The sequence below is a fragment of the Corynebacterium gottingense genome, assembly GCF_007559235.1.
Classification (GTDB): Bacteria; Actinomycetota; Actinomycetes; order Mycobacteriales; family Mycobacteriaceae; genus Corynebacterium; species Corynebacterium gottingense.
Genome location: NZ_VMHH01000005.1, coordinates 36,644 through 55,488, shown reverse-complemented (window position 1 = coordinate 55,488; position 18,845 = coordinate 36,644). Strand labels below are relative to the sequence as shown.

General features: G+C 66.4%; 18 protein-coding genes. 9 read left to right on the top strand and 9 right to left on the bottom strand.

Annotated elements, in window-relative coordinates:
* Nucleotides 1–86: 86 nt before the first annotated feature.
* The 7 genes from FPH17_RS07170 to FPH17_RS07140 all read right to left on the bottom strand — a co-directional run bounded on the left by FPH17_RS07170 (nucleotide 87) and on the right by FPH17_RS07140 (nucleotide 6,394).
* Entirely contained in the window at nucleotides 87–1,265 is a 1,179-nt protein-coding gene (locus tag FPH17_RS07170; protein WP_167496791.1) for a DUF418 domain-containing protein, read from the bottom strand.
* 56 nt (nucleotides 1,266–1,321) lie between these two features.
* Entirely contained in the window at nucleotides 1,322–2,017 is a 696-nt protein-coding gene (locus tag FPH17_RS07165; RefSeq protein ID WP_154879455.1) for a hypothetical protein, read from the bottom strand.
* An 18-nt stretch (nucleotides 2,018–2,035) separates the two neighbouring features.
* On the bottom strand, nucleotides 2,036–2,887 hold the full coding sequence (locus tag FPH17_RS07160) for an ATP-binding cassette domain-containing protein (RefSeq protein ID WP_154879453.1): 852 nt from the start codon (nucleotides 2,885–2,887) through the stop codon (nucleotides 2,036–2,038).
* An 82-nt stretch (nucleotides 2,888–2,969) separates the two neighbouring features.
* A complete protein-coding gene (locus FPH17_RS07155) occupies nucleotides 2,970–3,632 on the bottom strand; it encodes a response regulator (RefSeq protein WP_154879451.1) in 663 nt (220 codons plus the stop codon).
* Nucleotides 3,629–4,744 (bottom strand): sensor histidine kinase, encoded by a 1,116-nt coding sequence (locus tag FPH17_RS07150; protein ID WP_167496790.1) that lies wholly within the window; start codon nucleotides 4,742–4,744, stop codon nucleotides 3,629–3,631. Before FPH17_RS07150 ends, FPH17_RS07155 begins: the two co-directional genes overlap by 4 nt.
* Before the next feature lie 23 nt (nucleotides 4,745–4,767).
* A complete protein-coding gene (locus FPH17_RS07145; RefSeq protein WP_154879447.1) occupies nucleotides 4,768–4,968 on the bottom strand; it encodes a hypothetical protein in 201 nt (66 codons plus the stop codon).
* Nucleotides 4,969–5,026: 58 nt separating this feature from the next.
* Nucleotides 5,027–6,394, bottom strand: a complete 1,368-nt coding sequence (locus FPH17_RS07140; protein ID WP_154879446.1) for an FAD-dependent oxidoreductase — start codon at nucleotides 6,392–6,394, stop codon at nucleotides 5,027–5,029.
* A gap of 283 nt (nucleotides 6,395–6,677) precedes the next feature.
* On the opposite strand from FPH17_RS07140, the gene FPH17_RS07135 reads away from it, so the two are divergent.
* From FPH17_RS07135 to FPH17_RS07105, 7 genes are read left to right on the top strand one after another with little or no spacing between them, the layout of a single operon-like run.
* Complete coding sequence (locus FPH17_RS07135; RefSeq protein WP_154879444.1) at nucleotides 6,678–8,351, top strand: nitrite/sulfite reductase; 1,674 nt, start codon at nucleotides 6,678–6,680, stop codon at nucleotides 8,349–8,351.
* Nucleotides 8,348–8,614 carry a hypothetical protein gene (locus FPH17_RS07130; RefSeq protein WP_154879442.1) on the top strand — a complete coding sequence of 89 codons (267 nt, stop codon included), beginning with the start codon at nucleotides 8,348–8,350 and terminating at the stop codon, nucleotides 8,612–8,614. The genes FPH17_RS07135 and FPH17_RS07130 overlap by 4 nt, the downstream gene beginning before the upstream one ends.
* Nucleotides 8,611–9,420, top strand: coding sequence for a phosphoadenylyl-sulfate reductase (locus FPH17_RS07125; RefSeq protein WP_154879441.1), 810 nt, complete (start codon nucleotides 8,611–8,613; stop codon nucleotides 9,418–9,420). Before FPH17_RS07130 ends, FPH17_RS07125 begins: the two co-directional genes overlap by 4 nt.
* 9 nt (nucleotides 9,421–9,429) lie before the next feature.
* Nucleotides 9,430–10,362, top strand: coding sequence for a sulfate adenylyltransferase subunit CysD (gene cysD / locus FPH17_RS07120; RefSeq protein WP_154879439.1), 933 nt, complete (start codon nucleotides 9,430–9,432; stop codon nucleotides 10,360–10,362).
* Nucleotides 10,362–11,651: a sulfate adenylyltransferase subunit CysN gene (locus tag FPH17_RS07115; protein ID WP_154879437.1), complete on the top strand. Its 1,290-nt coding sequence runs from the start codon at nucleotides 10,362–10,364 to the stop codon at nucleotides 11,649–11,651. The genes cysD and FPH17_RS07115 overlap by 1 nt, the downstream gene beginning before the upstream one ends.
* Before the next feature lie 12 nt (nucleotides 11,652–11,663).
* Complete coding sequence (locus FPH17_RS07110; RefSeq protein WP_154879435.1) at nucleotides 11,664–12,353, top strand: sirohydrochlorin chelatase; 690 nt, start codon at nucleotides 11,664–11,666, stop codon at nucleotides 12,351–12,353.
* Nucleotides 12,346–13,287: a sulfite exporter TauE/SafE family protein gene (locus FPH17_RS07105; protein WP_154879434.1), complete on the top strand. Its 942-nt coding sequence runs from the start codon at nucleotides 12,346–12,348 to the stop codon at nucleotides 13,285–13,287. The genes FPH17_RS07110 and FPH17_RS07105 overlap by 8 nt, the downstream gene beginning before the upstream one ends.
* Before the next feature lie 3 nt (nucleotides 13,288–13,290).
* On the opposite strand, the gene FPH17_RS07100 is transcribed toward FPH17_RS07105, so the two are convergent.
* Nucleotides 13,291–13,815 (bottom strand): DJ-1/PfpI/YhbO family deglycase/protease, encoded by a 525-nt coding sequence (locus FPH17_RS07100; RefSeq protein WP_154879432.1) that lies wholly within the window; start codon nucleotides 13,813–13,815, stop codon nucleotides 13,291–13,293.
* A 69-nt stretch (nucleotides 13,816–13,884) separates the two neighbouring features.
* Nucleotides 13,885–15,183, bottom strand: a complete 1,299-nt coding sequence (locus FPH17_RS07095; protein WP_154879584.1) for an AI-2E family transporter — start codon at nucleotides 15,181–15,183, stop codon at nucleotides 13,885–13,887.
* 307 nt (nucleotides 15,184–15,490) lie between these two features.
* Here FPH17_RS07095 and FPH17_RS07090 point away from each other — a divergent pair, with 307 nt between their 5' ends.
* On the top strand, nucleotides 15,491–17,218 hold the full coding sequence (locus FPH17_RS07090) for a DUF5635 domain-containing protein (RefSeq protein ID WP_095546647.1): 1,728 nt from the start codon (nucleotides 15,491–15,493) through the stop codon (nucleotides 17,216–17,218).
* Between the two features lie 102 nt (nucleotides 17,219–17,320).
* On the top strand, nucleotides 17,321–18,841 hold the full coding sequence (gene exaC / locus FPH17_RS07085; RefSeq protein ID WP_154879430.1) for an acetaldehyde dehydrogenase ExaC: 1,521 nt from the start codon (nucleotides 17,321–17,323) through the stop codon (nucleotides 18,839–18,841).
* The last annotated feature ends 4 nt before the right edge of the window (nucleotides 18,842–18,845 follow it).

Sequence of the window (18,845 nt, the reverse complement as noted above, 5' to 3'; positions counted from 1 at the left end):
CAATTTTAGACCGGTGGGGGAGCAACAACGGGCCGAAGGGGTGCGCAGGCGCAGTGCGAACTCCGGCTGCGTCTGCTCCGGGCGGCCTAGCCGGGGTAGTGCTCGGGCAGGCCGTCTTTGCCGTACGACAGACGACGGTGCAGCCACTCGAACGGACCCGGCTTGCCGGCCCACTCGAGCGCCCACGCACCAGCCACCGTAACCAGCCAGATAAGCACCGCCCAGCCAAGCTTTCCGGAGATTGCTGCGTCGCGGGTCGCCCACCAGAACGCGGGCTGGGTGGTCAGGGTGAACAGGACCGTTTGCGCAAGGTAGCCGCTCATGGAACGTTTCCCCAGCGCCACTAGCGGTTGGGCTAGGTGTGGGAGGGAGCTGGAGGCGTTGATATGCGATTGCAACGGCCGGCACGCGAGGGAGATGGCAGCGAGGATGCCGGGGCCGGTGAGCATGCCGACGAGCCCGTTGGTGGCATTGAGCCCTGTAGCCCACCTGGGTTCGAGCGCGCCGATTTCCGCACAGCCCCACGGGATGCCGACGGCCGCGATAACTACGGCTGCAAGAATCGCCCACCCGCGGAGCATCCGGGAGTTGCCGTTAACGTCGCCGAAGATACCGCGGCGGCCCCAGACGAACCCGACCACGACAAGCGGGAAGAAGGCGAGCATCTCGATCACGCCCATTGCCGGGTACACCCAGAAGTTGGCCAGGCCCGCGCTCATGCGGTCGCTGAGGTCGACGATGCGCGCGGGGCTGCCGTCTATCGGTTCCGCTGTCGACGAAAACGCGGCGAATACGCCAGGTGCCCGAAGCGCCGTGTGTAGGGCGAACGCAGCACCTGCGAGGGCGTAGAGGGCCTTGTCGCTCCATCCGATGAACAAGCACAGGATAAGTGCCGCGATGCCGTAGGCTGTCATGATGTCGTTGGTAAAAAACAGCGTCTTATGCACCAGACCGAACAGAAGCAGGAACCCGTAGCGGCGCGCGAGCACCCCGCGCCGGGCGCGCAGCGGGTAGCCGCGCCGTTCGAGGCTGACAAAGATCATGCCCATGCCAACACCGAGGAGAGTGGCAAACATGGGTAGGCCGCGCACATGCACGAAGAGCGTCTCTACGAAGACGAGTAGCCTTTCCCACGCGGTGCCGTCGCCGTTGTAGCCGCCGAGGCCCGCCGCGTGGTCGACGCCCTCCGCCGGGTCCCAGTCGGTGACTATGTTGGCCATCGCGATGCCGACGAGAGCGAAACCGCGGGCGAGGTCGGGGGCCACGAACCGCCGACGGGCGGTGGTGCGCTCACCGGCATGTCTTGTGCTCTCTCTTAGGCTCATTTCACGGCCCTCCGCTGCACGGAAGCGTACGCGGCGGCGGCAAGGGCCGCGACCCAGACCGCGAGAGTGACCACGCCGGCCGTGCCGTTCCCGGCCGCGCCGCCCGGCAGGATCTTCTCCAGGGCTGCGGCCCACGGCTGGTTGATCGCACTGAGGGCAGTCTCCACAATGAGCGACTCTACGACCCAGACGAAGAAGGACGCGGTGCCCGAGCCGAGCAGCACGGCTGTCAGGGCCGCAAGCAGTGGATAGGCGATCCACAGCTCGGCCTGGCCGAGCACCATACCCGCGCTGTCGGCACCGTCCAGCGCGACGCTGTCGACGAACGCGTGCGCGCCGCCGAGCCCGATCGCCGAGGCAGCAAACGCCGTCAGTGTGCAGGCGAGAGCTGCGACGCCAACGCGGCAGGCAAGCTCCCAGCCGCGGTGATTCGACGCTAGGTAGGCGTAGCCGATCGTGCCGCGCGAGTGTGCGCCGCCGGCGGGGAAGGCGCCCGCGGCGAGCGCCACGGGGAGCATCAAGCTGGCGGGGATGAGCAGCATCGCCGGGTCTGCGACGTTTGTTCCGTTGGGGCCGATGAGCATCGCTACGGTTATGGGACCGAGAATGAGAGCGACCGCGACGAATGCGAGCAGGATGCGCGTCGCGGGGCGGGAGAAGACCTCCCGCAGGGTTGCTTTCAACGTATGCATGGAAAAACCTCCTACGTCCTATTTCGTCGATTCCAGGAACACTTCTTCGAGGCTGCGGCGGGATTCCTGGAGGGAGTAAACAGTCACCCCGGCGCGCTGGGCGGCCTCGCCGACGTCTCGGGCGGTGGCGTCGTCGACGACAACGGAGTCGCCAATGACCTGACCGCCGACGGCCTCAGCCAGCCGCGCTGGGTCGCTGCAGGTCGCCTCAACCCGGTTGGAGCCCAGGAAGTCCTCGAGCGGGCCCTCGCCGGCGAGGCGGCCGCGGTTGATCACCACAAGGCGGTCCGCAGTGAGCTGCATCTCGCTCATCAGGTGCGAAGAGACGACTACTGCACGGCCCTCGGCGGCCATCTCGCGGATGCGCCCTCGCATCCAGGCCACGCCCTGCGGGTCGAGGCCGTTGACCGGCTCGTCCAAGATGACGTTGGTTGGGTCCGCGATCAGCGCGCTGGCCACGCCGAGGCGCTGGCGCATGCCGAGGGAGTAGTTTTTCACTTCCCGTTTTGCCGCCTCCGCGAGCCCGAACGCCTCGAGCGCCTCGTCGGCGCGGGATTCCGGCACGCCGGCGTAGTCAGCGACCATCTTCAGGTGGCCGCGCCCAGTCATGTGCGGGGCGATCCATTCCGGGTTGAGCAGCGCCCCGACGACGCGTGCGGGTTGGTCGAGGGATCGGAAAGCGGAGCCGTCGATAAGCGCCTCGCCCTCGTTTGGGGTTTCTAGTCCGACGATCATGCGCATGGTCGTGGACTTGCCGGAGCCGTTCGGGCCCAAGAAACCGGTGACGGCACCGTCCGGCGCCGTGAACGACAGCGCGTCTACGGCGGTGGAGCTTGAATATCGTTTGGTCAGGTTGTGAACTTCGATCATGGTTCCCACAATCGCGCGCGGCGCGGGTGAAATCGTCCGCCCGCGGGTGTAAATCGGCGTGTACACCCTGGGGTGTACGCGGCTAATGGCCCAGCAACTCGCCGGTGCTCACCAGGCCCGCGCGGAACGCGAAGAGGACGGCGTGGACGCGGTCGCGGGACTCGGTCTTGAACAGAATGCGATGCACGTGGGTCTTCACCGTCGCGGGGGAGAGCGTCTCGGCCTCGGCGATCTCTTCGTTTGAGTAGCCGAGCGCCACCAAGCGAAGGACCTCCACCTCGCGCGGAGTGAGGCGCTCGAGCATCGCCTCGTTGCGTGCCGCCTCCCGCTGCTCGGGGGCTTGCGCGGCGCCGATGACGTGGCGCGTCACCTTCGGCGCGAGCACCGCGTCGCCGCCGTTGACGGTGCGCACCGCGTCGAGCAGCTCGTCAGGGTCGGCGTCTTTGAGCAGGAACCCAGAGGCCCCGGCGTCGAGCGCGCCGAGGACGAGGTCGCGTTCGTCAAAGGTGGTCAGCATGATCACGCGGGTGTCCGGGTGCTCGGCGAGCAACGCGCGACAGGCCTCGATGCCGTCCGTGCCGGGCATCTGGATGTCCATGAGCACAATGTCCGCCGCCGGCTGCCCGGTCACCCCCGCGCCGTCGCCCGCCTGCCAGACCACGTCCATATCGTCCTGGGAGGTGACGAGCAGGGAGAAGCCGGCGCGCACGAGCGGCTGATCGTCCACAAGCGCGACATTGATCATCGTGGTACCTCCGCAGTCAGGATAAACTCGCCGCCGTCGTCGGTCACGCTCACGTGCCCGCCGTGCGCCACGACTCGCTCGCGGATGCCCACAAGCCCGAAACCGTCGGGGCCGTGCTTACTTTTCGGCGCAGCGTTGACCGCCTCCACACGCACCGACTTCGCGTCGGCGGAAAAGGTGAGCGCACCTTCCGGTGCGGGCGCGTGGCGCAGCATATTAGTGATGGCCTCCTGGCAGACACGGTAGAGGGTGAAGAGCATGAGTGGCGGCACATCCTCCGGGAGCTCGTCGAAGCCCGCGACGGTTAAGTCGAGGCCACGGGCGCGGGCGTCGTTGAACAGCGCGGTGAAGTCGCGTCGGCCCGGGGCAGCGCCGGTGGGTGCCGTGGCTTCGTCGTCGCGTAACACGCTGAGCAGTCCGCGCATCTGCGACAGCGCGGTGCGTGATTCGGCGCTGATAGTTTCAAGGGCGTCCCTGGCCACTTCTGGGTTGTGTTTGGATGCGTATCGCGCACCGTCCGCCAGGGTGGTGATCCCGGCGAGAGTGTGGGCGACGATGTCGTGCATCTCTCGTGCGATCTGGGTGCGCTCGCGGACGTGAGCGAATTCGATCTGCTGCTCCAACTCGGAGATCTTTTCCCGCCGGTTGCGAAGCTGAGCGCCGAGAAGGAAAAAGAACCCTAGAAACACCCACGACAGCGCCACCGTGCGGAGTGCGACGGCGGCGGCACGCCACGCAGACTGGCCGCCCGGCCAGTCCGGTGTGAACATGCTGTGGGTGAAAAGTGCGACGGTGGGTATCGCGAGGAGCCAGACGGTCAACCAGGCGCGGTCGCGCCGGGGGACCCGGGATGAGGTGACGACCGCACCGAAGGCGAGCGCTGGTTCCCAGTAGAGCGGGACGCTCAGCGCAACGAGGCACAGCGCGAAGCTGGCGCACGCGGCGATCCCGGCGACAGCTGCGGCGGGGCGGACGTGGTACGCCGCGCAGCAGGTGCCGCACACGGCGATGAGGGCGGCGCCGGCGGCGGTACCGGCCGCACCGTAGGGGGACTGGACTGTGGCCCAGTCGAAAGCGAAGAGCAAGGTCAGGATCGCGACGACTATGAGCACGGTCGCTCGCTGCCAGGTTATGTTCATGCGTTCGCCCCGTTCTCGGCGAAGAAGCGCTGCATCGTGGCCAGCAGGTTCTGGTTCCACACCCCGTGGGCGCTCAGCGCCGAAGCGTGGTCCGCGTGCCCGCGGACCTGCTCTGTCAAGGCGATGCCGTGCGCAGTAGCCGCCGCGAGTGCCAGCAGCGCGAGCGGAAGCGAGCAGATCCGGGCCAGCCATTGCATGCAGACCAGGATAGCTCCTGCCGGGCGGACCGGCGGCGGCAGACTGGGACTAATCCGCTTACTGGCCGGCGCGGGCGTGCTCGACCATTTCCTCCCACTCGACGATCTTCTTGCGCTCGCGCGGCAGGGCAGACTGCTCGCCCAGCTTGCGTTCGGCCTCGTCCAATCGGTACCAGCCGTCCCAGGTGGTGTAGGGGATGTTGCGCTCGTCGAGCAGCTCGAGGATCTCGTCCGGGCCGGTGTGCGACGGGGTGGCGAGCTTGCCGGCGGCGGCGTCGGCGATGAGCATGTCGGTGGTTTCCTTCGCGTCGGACTTGGTGTTGCCGATCAGGCCGATCGGGCCGCGCTTGATCCAGCCGGTGACGTAGAGCTTGTCCTCAAAGCCGGCGCCGTCCTCGATGGTCTCCAGGACGTGGCCGCCGTCGTTCGGGATGACGTTGCGCTCCACGTCGAAGGGCACGCCGTCGACGGGCTCGGAACGGTAGCCCACCGCGTGGTAGACCTGCTGGACCGGCCAGTCGGTGAACTTGCCGGTGCCCGTGATGCCGCCATTGCCGTCCAGCTCCTGGCGCTCGGTGCGGAGGCCGGTGATGGCGCCGGAGTCGTCGGTAAGCACCTCGACCGGCTCCTCGAAGAAGTGGATGTAGATCTTGTGCGGCGCATCATCCGGCTCGCGCATGGCGTACTGCTCCAGGACCTGGCAGTTCAGGTCGACGGACTTGTCGGCGCGGCGGACTTCTTCGCTGGTGGCGTCGTAATCAATGTCCTCCGGGTCGACGAGCACCTGGATGGTGTCGGAGAGGTCCATCTCGCGCAGCTCCTTCGGGGTGAACTTGGCCTGCGCGGGGCCACGGCGGCCGAACATGTGGACCGTCTCCGCCTTGTTGTTCTTCAGGGACTCGTACACGTTGTCCGGGATCTCGGTGACCAGGAGCTCGTCGCCGGTCTTGGCCAGGATGCGGGAGATGTCGAGTGCGACGTTGCCCACGCCGATGACGGCGACCTCGCGGGCGTCCAGGTTCCAGTCGCGCTCGAAGCGGGGGTTGCCGTCGTAGAAGCCGACGAACTCGCCGGCGCCGATGGACTTCTCGCCGCCCGGGATGCGCAGCTCGCGGTCGCGCACGGCGCCGGTGGAGATCACGACGGCGTCGTAGTAGTCGCGCAGCTCATCAATGGTGATGTCGCGGCCGATGGTGATGTTGCCCAGCAGGCGCAGGTGCGGCTTGTCCAGCACCTTGTGCAGGGACTTCACAATGCCCTTGATACGCGGGTGGTCGGGCGCGACGCCGTAACGGATCAGCCCGAAGGGGGCGGGCATCTGCTCGAAGAGGTCGACGTGGATGTCGTGCTCATCGTTGCGGAGGAGGAGGTCGGAGGCGTAAATGCCGGCGGGGCCGGCGCCGACGACGGCGACGCGCAAACTCATTGAGGGTGTCCTTTCAAGGTAGGGAACCGTTAATATTGGACCAATATAGCGTACAGACAGCTTGGTCTAAAAATGGCTTGGTGTCAAGGGGTGCGGGGTCGACGTGGCGTCGATAAGCGAACCGCTCGGTGCGATTTGGAAAACATTCAGGCAAAAACCGCTGGATGAGCTGGGGAAAGGATATAGTACTTGCCGTAGACCGCTCAGTACGGCAAACTCGACCGCACGGAAATTTAGTGCCGCACGCCATAGACCGTTCGGTCTGTGTAGTAAGGAGGAAGGCATGCCAGCATCGACGGCGACCCGCGCCGTGAAGGAGCGCGCGAAGAAGCCAGAGGGGCAGTGGCTTATCGACGGCACCGAGCCCCTCAACCACGACGAGGAGCTCAAGCAGCGCGAACCAGTCCTGGAGGTCAAGCAGCGCGTCATTGACACCTACGCCAAGGGCGGGTTTGACTCGATCGACCGCGAGGATCTGTACCCGCGCTTCAAGTGGCTCGGCCTGTACACGCAGCGCAAGCAGAACCTCGGCGGCGAGCACACCGGCGAGGACAACTCGGTGCTGGAGGACAAGTACTTCATGATGCGCATCCGCTTCGACGGCGGCATCTGCTCCACCGAGCAGGCCCGCGTGGTCGGCGAGATCTCGCGCGATTACGCGCGCTCCACCGTGGACCTCACCGATCGGCAGAACATCCAGCTGCACTGGGTGCGCATCGAGGATGTGCCGACTATCTGGGAGAAGCTCGAGTCCGTTGGACTGAACACGTGGGACGCCTGCGGCGACGTGCCGCGCGTGGTCCTGGGCTCGCCGGTCGCGGGCATTGCCAAGGACGAGATCATCGACGCCACCCCGGCGATCCGCAAGATCCAGGAGATCGTCACCAACGAGGAGTTCCAGAACCTCCCGCGCAAGTTCAAGACCGCCATCTCCGGCAACGCGCGCCAGGACGTCGTCCATGAGATCAACGACCTCGCCTTCATCGGCGTCGAGCACCCGGAGCTCGGCCCCGGCTTCGAGTGCTACGTCGGCGGCGGCCTGTCCACCAACCCGATGCTCGCGCAGTCCCTCGGCGCCTTTGTCGCCCTCGAGCAGGTCCCCGAGGTGTGGGCCGGCGTGGTTCGAATCTTCCGTGATTACGGCTACCGACGCCTCCGCAACCGCGCCCGCCTGAAGTTCCTGGTGGCCAAGTGGGGCGTGTCCAAGTTCCGCGAGGTCCTGGAGAACGAGTACCTGGGCTACGCGCTTCCCGACGGGCCGAAGGCGCCCACCAACCTCATCGACCGCGACCACATCGGCGTGCACGAGCAGCGCGACGGCAACGTCTACGTCGGCGTCAAGCCCACCCTGGGCCACATGTCCGGCGAGCAGCTCATCGAGGTCGCCGAGCTGGTCGAGCGCTACGGCTCCACCTCCATGCGCTTCACCCCGTTCAAGGAGCTGCTCGTGCTCAACATCGACCCGGCGCGCGTCGAGGCGCTGCAGGCGGACCTGGAGAACCTGGGCCTGTACTCCAAGCCCAGCGAGTTCCGCCGCGGCCTGCTCTCCTGCACCGGGCTGGAGTACTGCAAGCTCGCGCACGTGACCACCAAGTCCCGCGCCATCGAGCTTGCAGACGAGCTGGAGGAGCGCTTCGGCGACCTGGATAGCCCGATCACCATCTCGCTCAACGGCTGCCCCAACGCCTGCGCCCGCCACCACGTCTCCGACATCGGCCTGAAGGGCCAGACGGTGACCAACGCGGACGGCGAGCGCGTCGAGGGCTTCCAGGTGCACCTGGGCGGCACCGTCGGCGAGGGCGCCAACTTCGGCCGCAAGCTGCGCGGCCACAAGGTCGCCTCGACCGAGCTCACCGAGTACGTCACCCGCGTCGTGCAGAACTACGTGGACAACCGCGAAGAGGGCGAACTCTTCCGCGAGTACCTGCTACGGGCCGACGAGGAGCAGCTGCGATGAGCTTTCGCCGCCAGCCGAACCCGAACCGCAACCACCCGACCTTCTGCCCATACTGCTCGGGCGAGGGGCTGTGGCCGGATGAGGAGACCGAGTTCGCATGGAAGTGCGATGCCTGCCTGCGTATCTTCGAGGTGAAGTTCTACGGGCAGGACGACCCGGACCACGTCCCCGCGCCCGCGCCGTCCACCCCGCAGGCACTGCAAGATTCACTCGCTCGCCACGGGCACACCGCGGTGGCGCGCAACTCTGGAGGCAAGAAATGATCAACCTTTTGCAGGGCGACAGCTCGCAGTACAAAGACCCCGAGGTCAGCCCCGACGGCCCGACCACTACCGCGCCGCTCGACGAGGCCACCGCCGCACGCAACGCCGAGCTCGTGGACAAGTACGCCGCATCGCTTTACGACGCCACCGCGGCCGACATCCTCACCTGGGCCCACGAGCACGCGCCGGGCCCCCTCGTGGTCACGCTGTCCATGGAAAACACGGTCCTGGCGGAGCTGTCCAAGCAGTTCCTGCCGGGCGCCGACTTCCTCTTCCTGGACACCGAGTACCACTTCGCGGAGACCCTCGAGGTGGCGGACAAGGTGGAGCAGCGCTACCCGGACAACCGCCTGGTCCGTGCGACCGCGCAGCTGAGCCGCGCCGAGCAGGACGAGGTGTACGGGCCGAACCTGTACCGCCGGAACCCCACCGCCTGCTGCCGGATGCGCAAGGTGGAGCCGCTGGCGGTGCACATGAGCCCCTACGTCGGCTGGATCACCGGCGTGCGCCGCGACGACGGCCCGACCCGCGCCGAGGCGCCCGCGCTGAGCCTGGACAAGACGGGCCGGCTGAAGATTTCGCCGCTGGTGACCTGGACGCTGGAGGACACCGACGCCTACATCGCGGACAATGACCTGATTGTCCACCCGCTGACCACTCAGGGCTACCCCTCGATCGGCTGCGAGACCTGTACGCTCCCGGTGGCCGAGGGCGAGGACCCCCGCTCGGGACGCTGGGCGTTTGCGCAGAAGACCGAGTGCGGCCTGCACACCGATGAGATCGCTGGAACCTGGGACAAGGAGTAGAAGGACCACATGACTGTTGCAACGAACGGGGAGCGCGCCGGCAGCGGTGCGCTCTCGCCGCACCTGAAAGAGCTGGAAGACGAGTCGATCCACATCCTGCGGGAGGTCGCTGGCCAATTCGACAAGGTTGGCCTGCTGTTCTCCGGCGGCAAGGACTCCTGCGTCGTCCTGGAGCTGGCGCTGCGCGCCTTCGCGCCGGCGACGGCGCCGATCGAGCTGCTGCACGTGGACACGGGACACAACTTCCCGGAGGTGCTGGAGTTCCGTGACAGGGTCGTCGAAAAGCATGGGCTCCGCCTGCGCGTGGCCAAGGTGCAGGACTGGATCGACCGCGGTGACCTGCAGGAGCGCCCCGACGGGACGCGCAACCCGCTGCAGACCGTGCCGCTGGTAGAGACGATCGCCGAGGTGGGCTACAACGCCGTGCTCGGCGGCGCGCGCCGCGACGAGGAGCGCGCCCGCGCGAAGGAGCGCGTCTTCTCCGTGCGCGACTCCTTCGGCGGCTGGGACCCGCGCCGCCAGCGCCCCGAGCTGTGGGACCTGTACAACGGCGCAACCCTGCCCGGCGAAAACGTGCGCGTGTTCCCCATCTCCAACTGGACCGAGGCGGACGTGTGGGAGTACATCGGCGCGCGTGGCATCGAGCTGCCGCCGATCTACTTCGCCCACGACCGCGAGGTGTTCAACCGCGACGGCATGTGGCTCACTGCCGGCGAGTGGGGCGGGCCCCGCGAGGGCGAGGAGCTTGAGACGCGCCGCGTGCGCTACCGCACCGTCGGCGACATGAGCTGCACCGGCGCCGTTGACTCCGACGCAACCACGATCGACGAGGTCCTCGCCGAGATCGCCAACTCCACCCTCACCGAGCGCGGCGCAACGCGTGCCGATGACCGCCTGTCCGAGTCCGCCATGGAGGACCGCAAGAAGGAAGGTTACTTCTGATGACTGCCGCAACCCCGACCACCGCCACCGACCTTCTGGCCTCGCGCCAGACGCTCCGCCTGTGCACGGCCGGCTCCGTCGACGACGGCAAGTCCACCTTCGTCGGCCGCCTCCTGCACGACACGAAGTCCGTGCTCGCCGACCAGCTCGCCTCCGTTGAGCAGAGCTCAGCGGACCGCGGCTTCGAGGGCCTGGACCTGAGCCTGCTCGTGGACGGCCTCCGCGCCGAGCGTGAGCAGGGCATCACCATCGACGTGGCCTACCGCTACTTCGCCACCGACAAGCGCACCTTCATCCTCGCCGACACCCCGGGGCATGTGCAGTACACCCGCAACACGGTGACCGGCATGTCCACCTCCCAGGTGGTCGTCCTGCTTGTCGACGCCCGCAACGGCGTCGTCGAGCAGACGATTCGCCACCTCACCGTGGCCAAGCTCCTGGGTGTGCGCACCGTGATCCTCGCGGTGAACAAGATCGACCTGGTCGACTACTCCGAGGACACGTTCACCCAGATCAAGGACACCTTCGAAGCGAAGGCGCACGAGCTGGGCATCGAGCAGCCCATTGTGGTGCCGATCTCCGCGCTCAAGGGCGACAACGTGGCCGAGCGCTCCACCAACATGGACTGGTACACCGGCCCGACGGTCCTCGAGGTGCTCGAGGACGTGCCGGTGAACTCCGGACGCGCCCTTGACCTGGACTTCCGCTTCAACATCCAGTACGTGCTGCGCGAGCACGCCAGCGACTACCGCGCGTACGCAGGCCGCATTAACGCCGGCACCATCCACGTCGGCGACACGGTGACCGCGCCGCAGGGCCGCACCACCACCGTCGCGGGCATCGACACCGCCGACGGCGAGGTGGAGTCCGCCCGCGCGGGCGAGTCCGTCGCGCTGCGGCTTACCGACGAGATTGACCTGGTCCGCGGCGACCTCCTCGCCGCCGGGACGCGCCCGGAACCGGTGCGCGAGTTCACCGCCACCGTGGTCGGCCTCTCGGAGAAGGACGTCACCCCGGGCAAGGCCGTGAAGCTGCGCTACGGCACGGCCCTCGAGCGCGCCCGCGTGGTCAGCGTGGACCGCGCGCTGGACCTGGACTCCGCGGACAAGGATGTCCTCAACCCGGACGCGGTGCGCCTCAACGACATCGCGCACGTGACCATCCAGACCGCCGCCGAGCTCCCGGTGGAGGACTACGCCGCCCGCGGCGCGGTGGGCAACTTCCTGCTCGTCGACCAGTCCTCCGGCAACACGCTCGCCGCCGGCCTGGTGGGCGCGCGCCTGCGCTAGATCGGTGTCGCCATGGTCGCCCTGCTCACGCTCTCGCACGGTTCTCGCCACCCGCGGGCCCGCGACGGTGTGCGCGCGCTGACCACGGCGGCCGCCGACCGGCTCGGCGTCACCGGTGCGGACGCTCACCTAGAGTTCGACGAGCCCGACCTGGAGGGCGCCGCGCGGCACCTCGCGTCGCTTGGTCAGGACCGCGCCATCGTGGTCCCGCTCCTGTTCACCGACGCCTTCCACGCCCGCAACGACGTCCCCGCGCACATGCGGGCCGCCGCCGAGGCTCTTCCGCTCACCCGCGCTTCCAGCATCGGGTTGGGGGAGGACCTCGTCGGGGTGCTCGCCGAGCAAGCGCTTGCCGACGCCCCTCCCCACGCCCACCTCGTCATCTACCCAGTCGGCACGTCCGACGCGGAGCAGGCGGCGCGGTACGAGGGGGTGCGCGGTGGCGTCGAAAAGCGAACTGGGCGCCCAACGGCCCTCATCGCCGCGACGCGCGGCGGGCCGGACATCCTGGCTGAGCGCGCGGCGCAGACCCCCATCCACCTACTCCCGCTCTTCGTCTCGGACGGCCTGCTCCTGGACCAGGCGCGGGCCGCCCTGCACCCGTTCCCCGAGGCCACGGCCTCGCAGCCCCTAACCACGGCGCTTGCGGACATTGTGGCCGACCGCTACCGCGCGGCGCTGGAAGGAGAACCCCATGTATAAATTCAGCACGCTGCTGCTCATCGCGGTCGCCGGCCTGGCGGCGCAGCTTGTAGACGGCGGCCTGGGCATGGGCTTCGGCGCGACCTCCACCACCATGCTGGTCATGCTGGCCGGGCTCGGGCCCGCCGGCGCGTCCGCGGTGGTGCACACCGCAGAGCTGGGGACCACCCTGGCGGCGGGCGTGGCGCACTGGCGCTTTGGCAACGTGGACTGGAAGGTCGTGGCGTCGATCGGCGTGCCGGGCGCGGTCGGCGCGTTCATCGGCGCGACCGTGCTCTCCAACCTGTCCGCCAACGCCGCGCAGCCGGTGATGTCGCTCATCCTGGCGCTCATCGGCCTGAACCTGATGATCCGCTTCTCCCGCGGGATCACGCAGCGAAAGCTTTCCGCGAAACCGCACTCGGTGCCGTTCCTCGGCGGGCTGGGCGTGTTCGGCGGGTTCGTGGACGCGACCGGTGGCGGCGGCTGGGGCCCGGTGACCACCTCCACGCTGCTGGCCGCGGGCCGGAGCGAACCGCGCCGCATCGTGGGCACCGTGAACACCGCGGAGTTCCTGGTCACCGCCGCCGCGACCGCCGGCTTTGCTATCGGGATGTGGCACGACCTGGTGGCCAACCTGGCTGCCGTGGTTGCGCTGCTGATCGGCGGCGTGATCGCCGCCCCGATCGGGGCGTGGCTTGTCTCGCGGCTGAACCCCATCCTGCTCGGCGGCGTCGTGGGCACGCTCATCGTGGTGTTGAACTTGCCGAAGGTGCTCGCCGCATTCTACGCGCCCGACTGGGGGCTGTGGGCCGCACGCGCCGCCGTGCTTGTGGTGGGGGCGGCGTTGTCCTGGCGCGGCGTGCGCAAGGCGCGAGAAGCGAAAAAAGCGGAAGCGGGCGCGCCGGTTCCCGTTGAGAAACCGGCAGCGCCCGCTACCGTGCACGCGGCCTAAGGTTTACTTGGCAAACTCCTCAACCAGCGCGGCGTTGAAGGCCTCGAGGTCGGCCGGGGTGCGCGACGAGATGAAGCCGGAGTCGACCACGACCTCCTCGTCGACCCAGTTGGCGCCGGCGTTGACCAGGTCGGTCTTCACGTTCGCCACCGAGGTGAGCTTGACGCCCTTGAGCAGGTCGGCGTCGGTGAGGATCCAGCCACCGTGGCAGATGACGCCGATGGCCTTGTCCGCAGCCTTGAATTCCTTGACCAGTGCGACGGCCGGGGCATCGACGCGGATGGCGTCGGCGTTGCCGGTACCGCCGGGGAGGATGAGCGCGTCGTAATCAGCGGCGTTGGCATCCGCGGTGGTGAGGTCCACCTTCACGGCCGTTCCGTTCTTGCCGGTGATCTCGCCGGTCTCCGGAGCGATGACGGCGGTGGCAGCGCCCGCGGCCTCAACGGCCTCCTTCGGGGAGGTCAGCTCGGAATCCTCGAAACCGTTGGTGGAGATGATTGCGATCTTCTTACCGTTCAGGTCAGCCACGATGCTCCTTCGTTCGTCGGTATCAGTACGGCGCGCAGGGTAAGCACCGATGCGTGATCTGTCCACCTTTTAGTCGGAATCCTTGGGTGCGGCGTCGTCAAGCGGCACCTTCGTCGAGCCCAAGGTTGCCTTCTGGCCTGGTTTCTGCAGCTTGGCCATGCTTGCCATGCGCTTGCGGACGGCCAGGAACGCCTCCCTAGAATCCAGGCTCTCGCTCTGCGCGGTGGATATTTGAATGTCGTCCGCCGTGATCTCGCCGGTCCTCAGCGAGACCATCTCGGCCCAGTAGCGGAACCACACGGCGACGACCGCCGCGACGGGGACGGCGAGGAACGCGCCGACGATGCCGAAGATGGTGCCGCCGAGTGCGACAGCGAGCAGTACGATCGCGGCGTGCAGGCCCATCGCCTGAGATTGCAGGATCGGCTGGAGGACGTTGCCCTCGATCTGCTGCACGGCGATGATGAGGATGAGCACGAACACGGCGTTCATGAACCCGTTGGACACAAGCGCGATGATCACGGCCAAGGCGCCAGCGGTAAACGCACCGACGATCGGGATGAAGCCGGCGAAGAAGGTGACCACGGCGAGGACCGGCCACAGCGGCACGCCCAGGACGAGGAGGCCGATGCCGATGAAGACGGCGTCCACGCCCGAGACGATTGCCTGCGTGCGGATGAACCCGGAGAGCGTGTTCCACGAGCGCATGCAGACCTCGGTGAGGTGCCAGCCGGCCTTCACGCCGACGTACTTGCGCAGCCACGGTAGGAAGCCGTCGCCGTCTTTGAGGAAGAAGAAGGTGAGGATCAGCGTGAGCACCAGGGTGGTGCCCACCGAGGCGATCGCGCCGATGCCGGAGAAGACGCCGGAAGCGATATTCGACGCCTGCCCGCGCAGCGCGTCGGTCACCTGCGAGATCTGCTCGCGGATCTTGTTCGGGTCAATGATGGAGGGGTCGACGCGCTCGTTGACCCAGGCGATGATCTGGTAGACGCCCTGTCCGGCCTGGTCGTAGAGCTGCGTGCCCTGCTTCTTCACGGTCGGGCCCATCGCAGCGAAGATGCCGCCGATGATGCCGAAGAAGCCGATGATCACCGTGAAGGTGGCGAGGGCCGCGGGGAACTTCTTGGAGCGCAGCCAGCGCACCGGCGGCCAGAGGACCGTGGACACGATGAGGGCGAGGAAGATGGGCAGCAGGCCCATCCACACGAACTTGAGCAGGTAGAGCACCAGTGCGGTGGCGGCGACGATGATGATGAAGCGCAGCGCCCATGCGGCGGCGGTGCGACCATCTGCGGCGATGACCTCGCCGCGGTCGGTGGGCTCCTTGGAGAGCTCCTGGGCGGCGTCGGCCGGGGTGGGCTTCATGTCGACGTCGTGGGCCTCTGTATCGAGCGCGCCGACGAAGTCGTGGGAATTCTTCTTGTTCACCCCGTTGATTCTGCCAGATATACGCGGAAACGCATGAGTCGGCCGGGGTGGGCGCGGCGTCGAGTTGAACGCAGAATCATCCGGAGTCTCTTGGAATGACGATTCATTGTGAGATTAAGGGGGTGCCTAATCTGTCAGTGTTTTGTCATTTGGCGAACTATTGACAGATTAAGGGGGTGTCTAATCTATCAATCTTTTGCTATTTTGGCGATTGTTGTGAGATTCGCACACGAGGAGGATGGACATGGCAGTGATCGGCGGAATGGAACACCGCGCATTCTTGCTGCGTGAGGTTGCCCAGATTCTCGATTCGGTAGAAGATGGCTGTCTCAGGGGGACAAAAGAAACCCAGGCGATCGATTTTAAGGAAGAAGCTGGACGTAGGCAGGGGCGCGAGCTGTTGCCGGGGCGGCCTGAGAATCCGGATGCTGCCACCAAGCTTGCCGATGAAGTGGCGTGCATGGCGAATTCTCCCGGCGGTGGTGCCCTGATCGTAGGTGTGGAAGACGGCACAGGGCGCTTACTCGGCACAGAGCTGAGCATTGATTGGCTGAGGCAGGAGATTAACTCACGGGTCGGGGTGGCTCCGGATATTTCGGCGCGTCAAGTCGAGGGGTTTCGGTTGTTGGTTATCCTTGTCAGCCAGGCTCCGGCACCTGTTGAGGATACGTCTGATCGTTTGCGCTGGCGTGTAGGTGATTCGTGTCAGCCGGTTGATCGCTCGGAGTGGTGGCAGCATCGTGCGTCGATGCAGTCTTTCGACCTAACGGCAATTGCTTCCGAGCGCACTGCTGCCGACGCACGACCAGAGGCGCTTTCGATCCTGCGAAAGTGGCGACAGGCAGAACCATGGGAGCAGACCGATGAGGAGCTCCTCCGCTCTCTTGGGGCGCTCCGCAGTGATGGTCGACTTTCTGCTGCTGCAGCGATGTTGGTAACTAGCCTGGGAACCGTTGGCCTAGAGCTCACGCAGTTCGATGTCCCAAGTGGAAGCGTGCGCAACCGAGTGGCGCCGGTGCCGGAACAGTCGTTGGCGGAGCAAATCTATCAAGTAGAAACCGCACTGGATGTGCTCAACTCTCAGGTCACGGTGGAACACGGTTTTAGCCACGTGCCGATCCGGCAGTTACCGCGCAGTGCGGTGCGTGAAGCGGTCCTCAACGGTGTTATTCACCGAGATTGGAACAGGTCCGGGCCGACGGAGGTGCGGTGGACTGATTCGGACGCGATGCTGGAAGTCCACAGTCCGGGCGGATTCGTAGGACATGTAAATGCGTCAAACATTCTCACGCAGCGTGAAGCGAGGTACCCGGCGCTTGCGGACTTGTTCCGCGCGACCGGGCTTGTGGATAAGCAGGGGGTCGGCATTGACCGTATGTACCGGGCGATGATCGCGCTCGGGCACAACCCGCCGCAGATTGAAGAGGTAAGTGGTGTTTCCGTTGAAGTCACGTTGCGTGGCGGCATGCCTTCCACACCCGTGCTGGAGGTTATGAACGCTTTGCGGCCTGCGGAGCGCAAGGAGGATTATCGCCTGAGCATTTTGCTTTACCACCTTCTTTATCACCCGTTTATCACTCCGTCTCAGCTCGCAGAGCAGCTCCAGGCTTCTGTGGAGTCTGCACAGGCAGCGCTCGATGTGGCGAAGCAGACGCTTGTCGACGCCACCCCGATCGTTGCCAAGTACAACGATGTGTGGGTGCTCGGGGAGACCACGGTGGACCGAATTGAGCGGCATCGCAACGAAGATCCGGTGCGCGAGTTGCTGCCGTACCGAACCACTGACCCGTTGGAGGCGACGTGCACTGTCGAGCGTTGGCTGAGCGTCCACGAAGCGATCACTACTGGTGATTTTATGCGTCTTACCGGCGTCGCTCGGGGGACGTCGAAGCGCCTCTTGGATGGGATAGCGGACAGGGGCGACATAGTCCCGAAGGGGCAGGGGCGTGCATCCCGTTTTGAGCAGGTGTGAGGGGTTGGCGGGGCATCGATAGGCGCTATGCCCTAGCTCTCGTCTGTCCTGTGGTGTAGGGTGGGTCACATTCCATCCCTAAACCGCGAAAGGAAACAGACCGTGACTGTCTACCCCAACCCCGGCACCGCCGGCTCCAGCGTGAAGTTCCGCGAGCAGTACGACAACTACATTGGCGGCGACTGGGTCGCGCCGGTGGACGGCGAGTACTTTGACAACGTCACCCCGGTCACCGGCGAGACCTTCTGCCGCGTCGCGCGTGGCAAGGAGGCGGACATCAACCTGGCGCTGGACGCCGCGCACAAGGCGGCACCCGCGTTCGGGAAGACCTCGGTAGCGGAGCGTGCGCTCATGCTGCACCGCATCGCGGACCGCATGGAGGAGCATCTCGAGGGCATCGCGGTGGCCGAGACCTGGGATAACGGCAAGGCCGTGCGCGAAACGCTCGCCGCCGACATCCCGCTGGCGATTGACCACTTCCGCTACTTCGCGGGCGCGATCCGCGCCCAGGAGGGTCGCCTCAGCCAGATCGACGACAACATGGTCGCCTACCACTTCAACGAGCCTCTCGGCGTGGTCGGCCAGATCATCCCGTGGAACTTCCCGCTGCTCATGGCGGTGTGGAAGCTCGCCCCGGCGCTGGCCGCGGGTAACGCAGTGGTGATGAAGCCGGCGGAGCAGACCCCGGCCTCCATCCTCTACCTGATGGACCTGATCGGTGACCTCATCCCGGCTGGCGTGGTCAATGTGGTCAACGGCTACGGCGACGAGGCAGGTGCGGCGCTGAGCGGCTCCGACCGCATTGCCAAGATCGCGTTCACCGGCTCGACCCAGGTGGGCAAGATCATCAACAAGGCGGCCGCGGACAAGATCATCCCGGTCACCCTGGAGCTGGGCGGCAAGTCCCCGTCCCTGTTCTTTGAGGACGTGCTCGCGCGCGACGACAGCTTCAAGCAGAAGGCCATCGAGGGCTTCGCCATGTTCGCCCTGAACCAGGGCGAGGTCTGCACCTGTCCGTCGCGCGCTCTGATCCACGAGTCCATCGCGGACGAGTTCCTCGAGCTCGGCGTGCAGCGCGTGAAGCAGATCAAGGTGGGCAACCCGCTGGATACGGACGTGCAGATGGGTGCCCAGGCGTCGCAGGAGCAGATGGACAAGATCACCAGCTACCTTGAGCTCGGCCCGAAGGAGGGCGCGGAGACGCTCACCGGCGGCCACGTGAACAAGCTCGAGGGGCTGGAGAACGGCTTCTACATTGAGCCGACCGTGTTCAAGGGCACCAACGACATGAAGATCTTCCAGGACGAGATCTTCGGCCCGGTGATGTCCGTGACCACCTTCAAGGACTACGACGAGGCGATCCGCATTGCCAACGACACGATCTACGGTCTTGGCGCCGGCGTGTGGTCCCGCAGCCAGAACACGATCTACCGTGCCGGCCGCGCTATCCAGGCTGGTCGCGTGTGGGTGAACCAGTACCACTCCTACCCGGCCCACGCGGCGTTCGGCGGCTACAAGCAGTCCGGCATCGGCCGCGAGAACCACCTCATGATGCTGGGCCACTACCAGCAGACCAAGAACTTGCTCGTCTCCTACGACGAGAACGAGACTGGGCTGTTCTAAGAGC

Excerpts from the sequence above, each read along its gene's own strand:
- FPH17_RS07125 (WP_154879441.1), top strand. The coding sequence starts at position 8,611 with ATGATCAACCTTTTGCAGGGCGACAGCTCGCAGTACAAAGACCCCGAG.
- FPH17_RS07155 (WP_154879451.1), bottom strand. The coding sequence starts at position 3,632 with ATGATCAATGTCGCGCTTGTGGACGATCAGCCGCTCGTGCGCGCCGGC.
- FPH17_RS07140 (WP_154879446.1), bottom strand. The coding sequence starts at position 6,394 with ATGAGTTTGCGCGTCGCCGTCGTCGGCGCCGGCCCCGCCGGCATTTAC.
- FPH17_RS07105 (WP_154879434.1), top strand. The coding sequence starts at position 12,346 with ATGTATAAATTCAGCACGCTGCTGCTCATCGCGGTCGCCGGCCTGGCG.
- FPH17_RS07115 (WP_154879437.1), top strand. The coding sequence starts at position 10,362 with ATGACTGCCGCAACCCCGACCACCGCCACCGACCTTCTGGCCTCGCGC.
- FPH17_RS07110 (WP_154879435.1), top strand. The coding sequence starts at position 11,664 with ATGGTCGCCCTGCTCACGCTCTCGCACGGTTCTCGCCACCCGCGGGCC.
- FPH17_RS07165 (WP_154879455.1), bottom strand. The coding sequence starts at position 2,017 with ATGCATACGTTGAAAGCAACCCTGCGGGAGGTCTTCTCCCGCCCCGCG.
- FPH17_RS07135 (WP_154879444.1), top strand. The coding sequence starts at position 6,678 with ATGCCAGCATCGACGGCGACCCGCGCCGTGAAGGAGCGCGCGAAGAAG.
- FPH17_RS07145 (WP_154879447.1), bottom strand. The coding sequence starts at position 4,968 with ATGCAATGGCTGGCCCGGATCTGCTCGCTTCCGCTCGCGCTGCTGGCA.
- FPH17_RS07090 (WP_095546647.1), top strand. The coding sequence starts at position 15,491 with ATGGCAGTGATCGGCGGAATGGAACACCGCGCATTCTTGCTGCGTGAG.
- FPH17_RS07095 (WP_154879584.1), bottom strand. The coding sequence starts at position 15,183 with ATGAAGCCCACCCCGGCCGACGCCGCCCAGGAGCTCTCCAAGGAGCCC.
- FPH17_RS07130 (WP_154879442.1), top strand. The coding sequence starts at position 8,348 with ATGAGCTTTCGCCGCCAGCCGAACCCGAACCGCAACCACCCGACCTTC.
- cysD (WP_154879439.1), top strand. The coding sequence starts at position 9,430 with ATGACTGTTGCAACGAACGGGGAGCGCGCCGGCAGCGGTGCGCTCTCG.
- FPH17_RS07160 (WP_154879453.1), bottom strand. The coding sequence starts at position 2,887 with ATGATCGAAGTTCACAACCTGACCAAACGATATTCAAGCTCCACCGCC.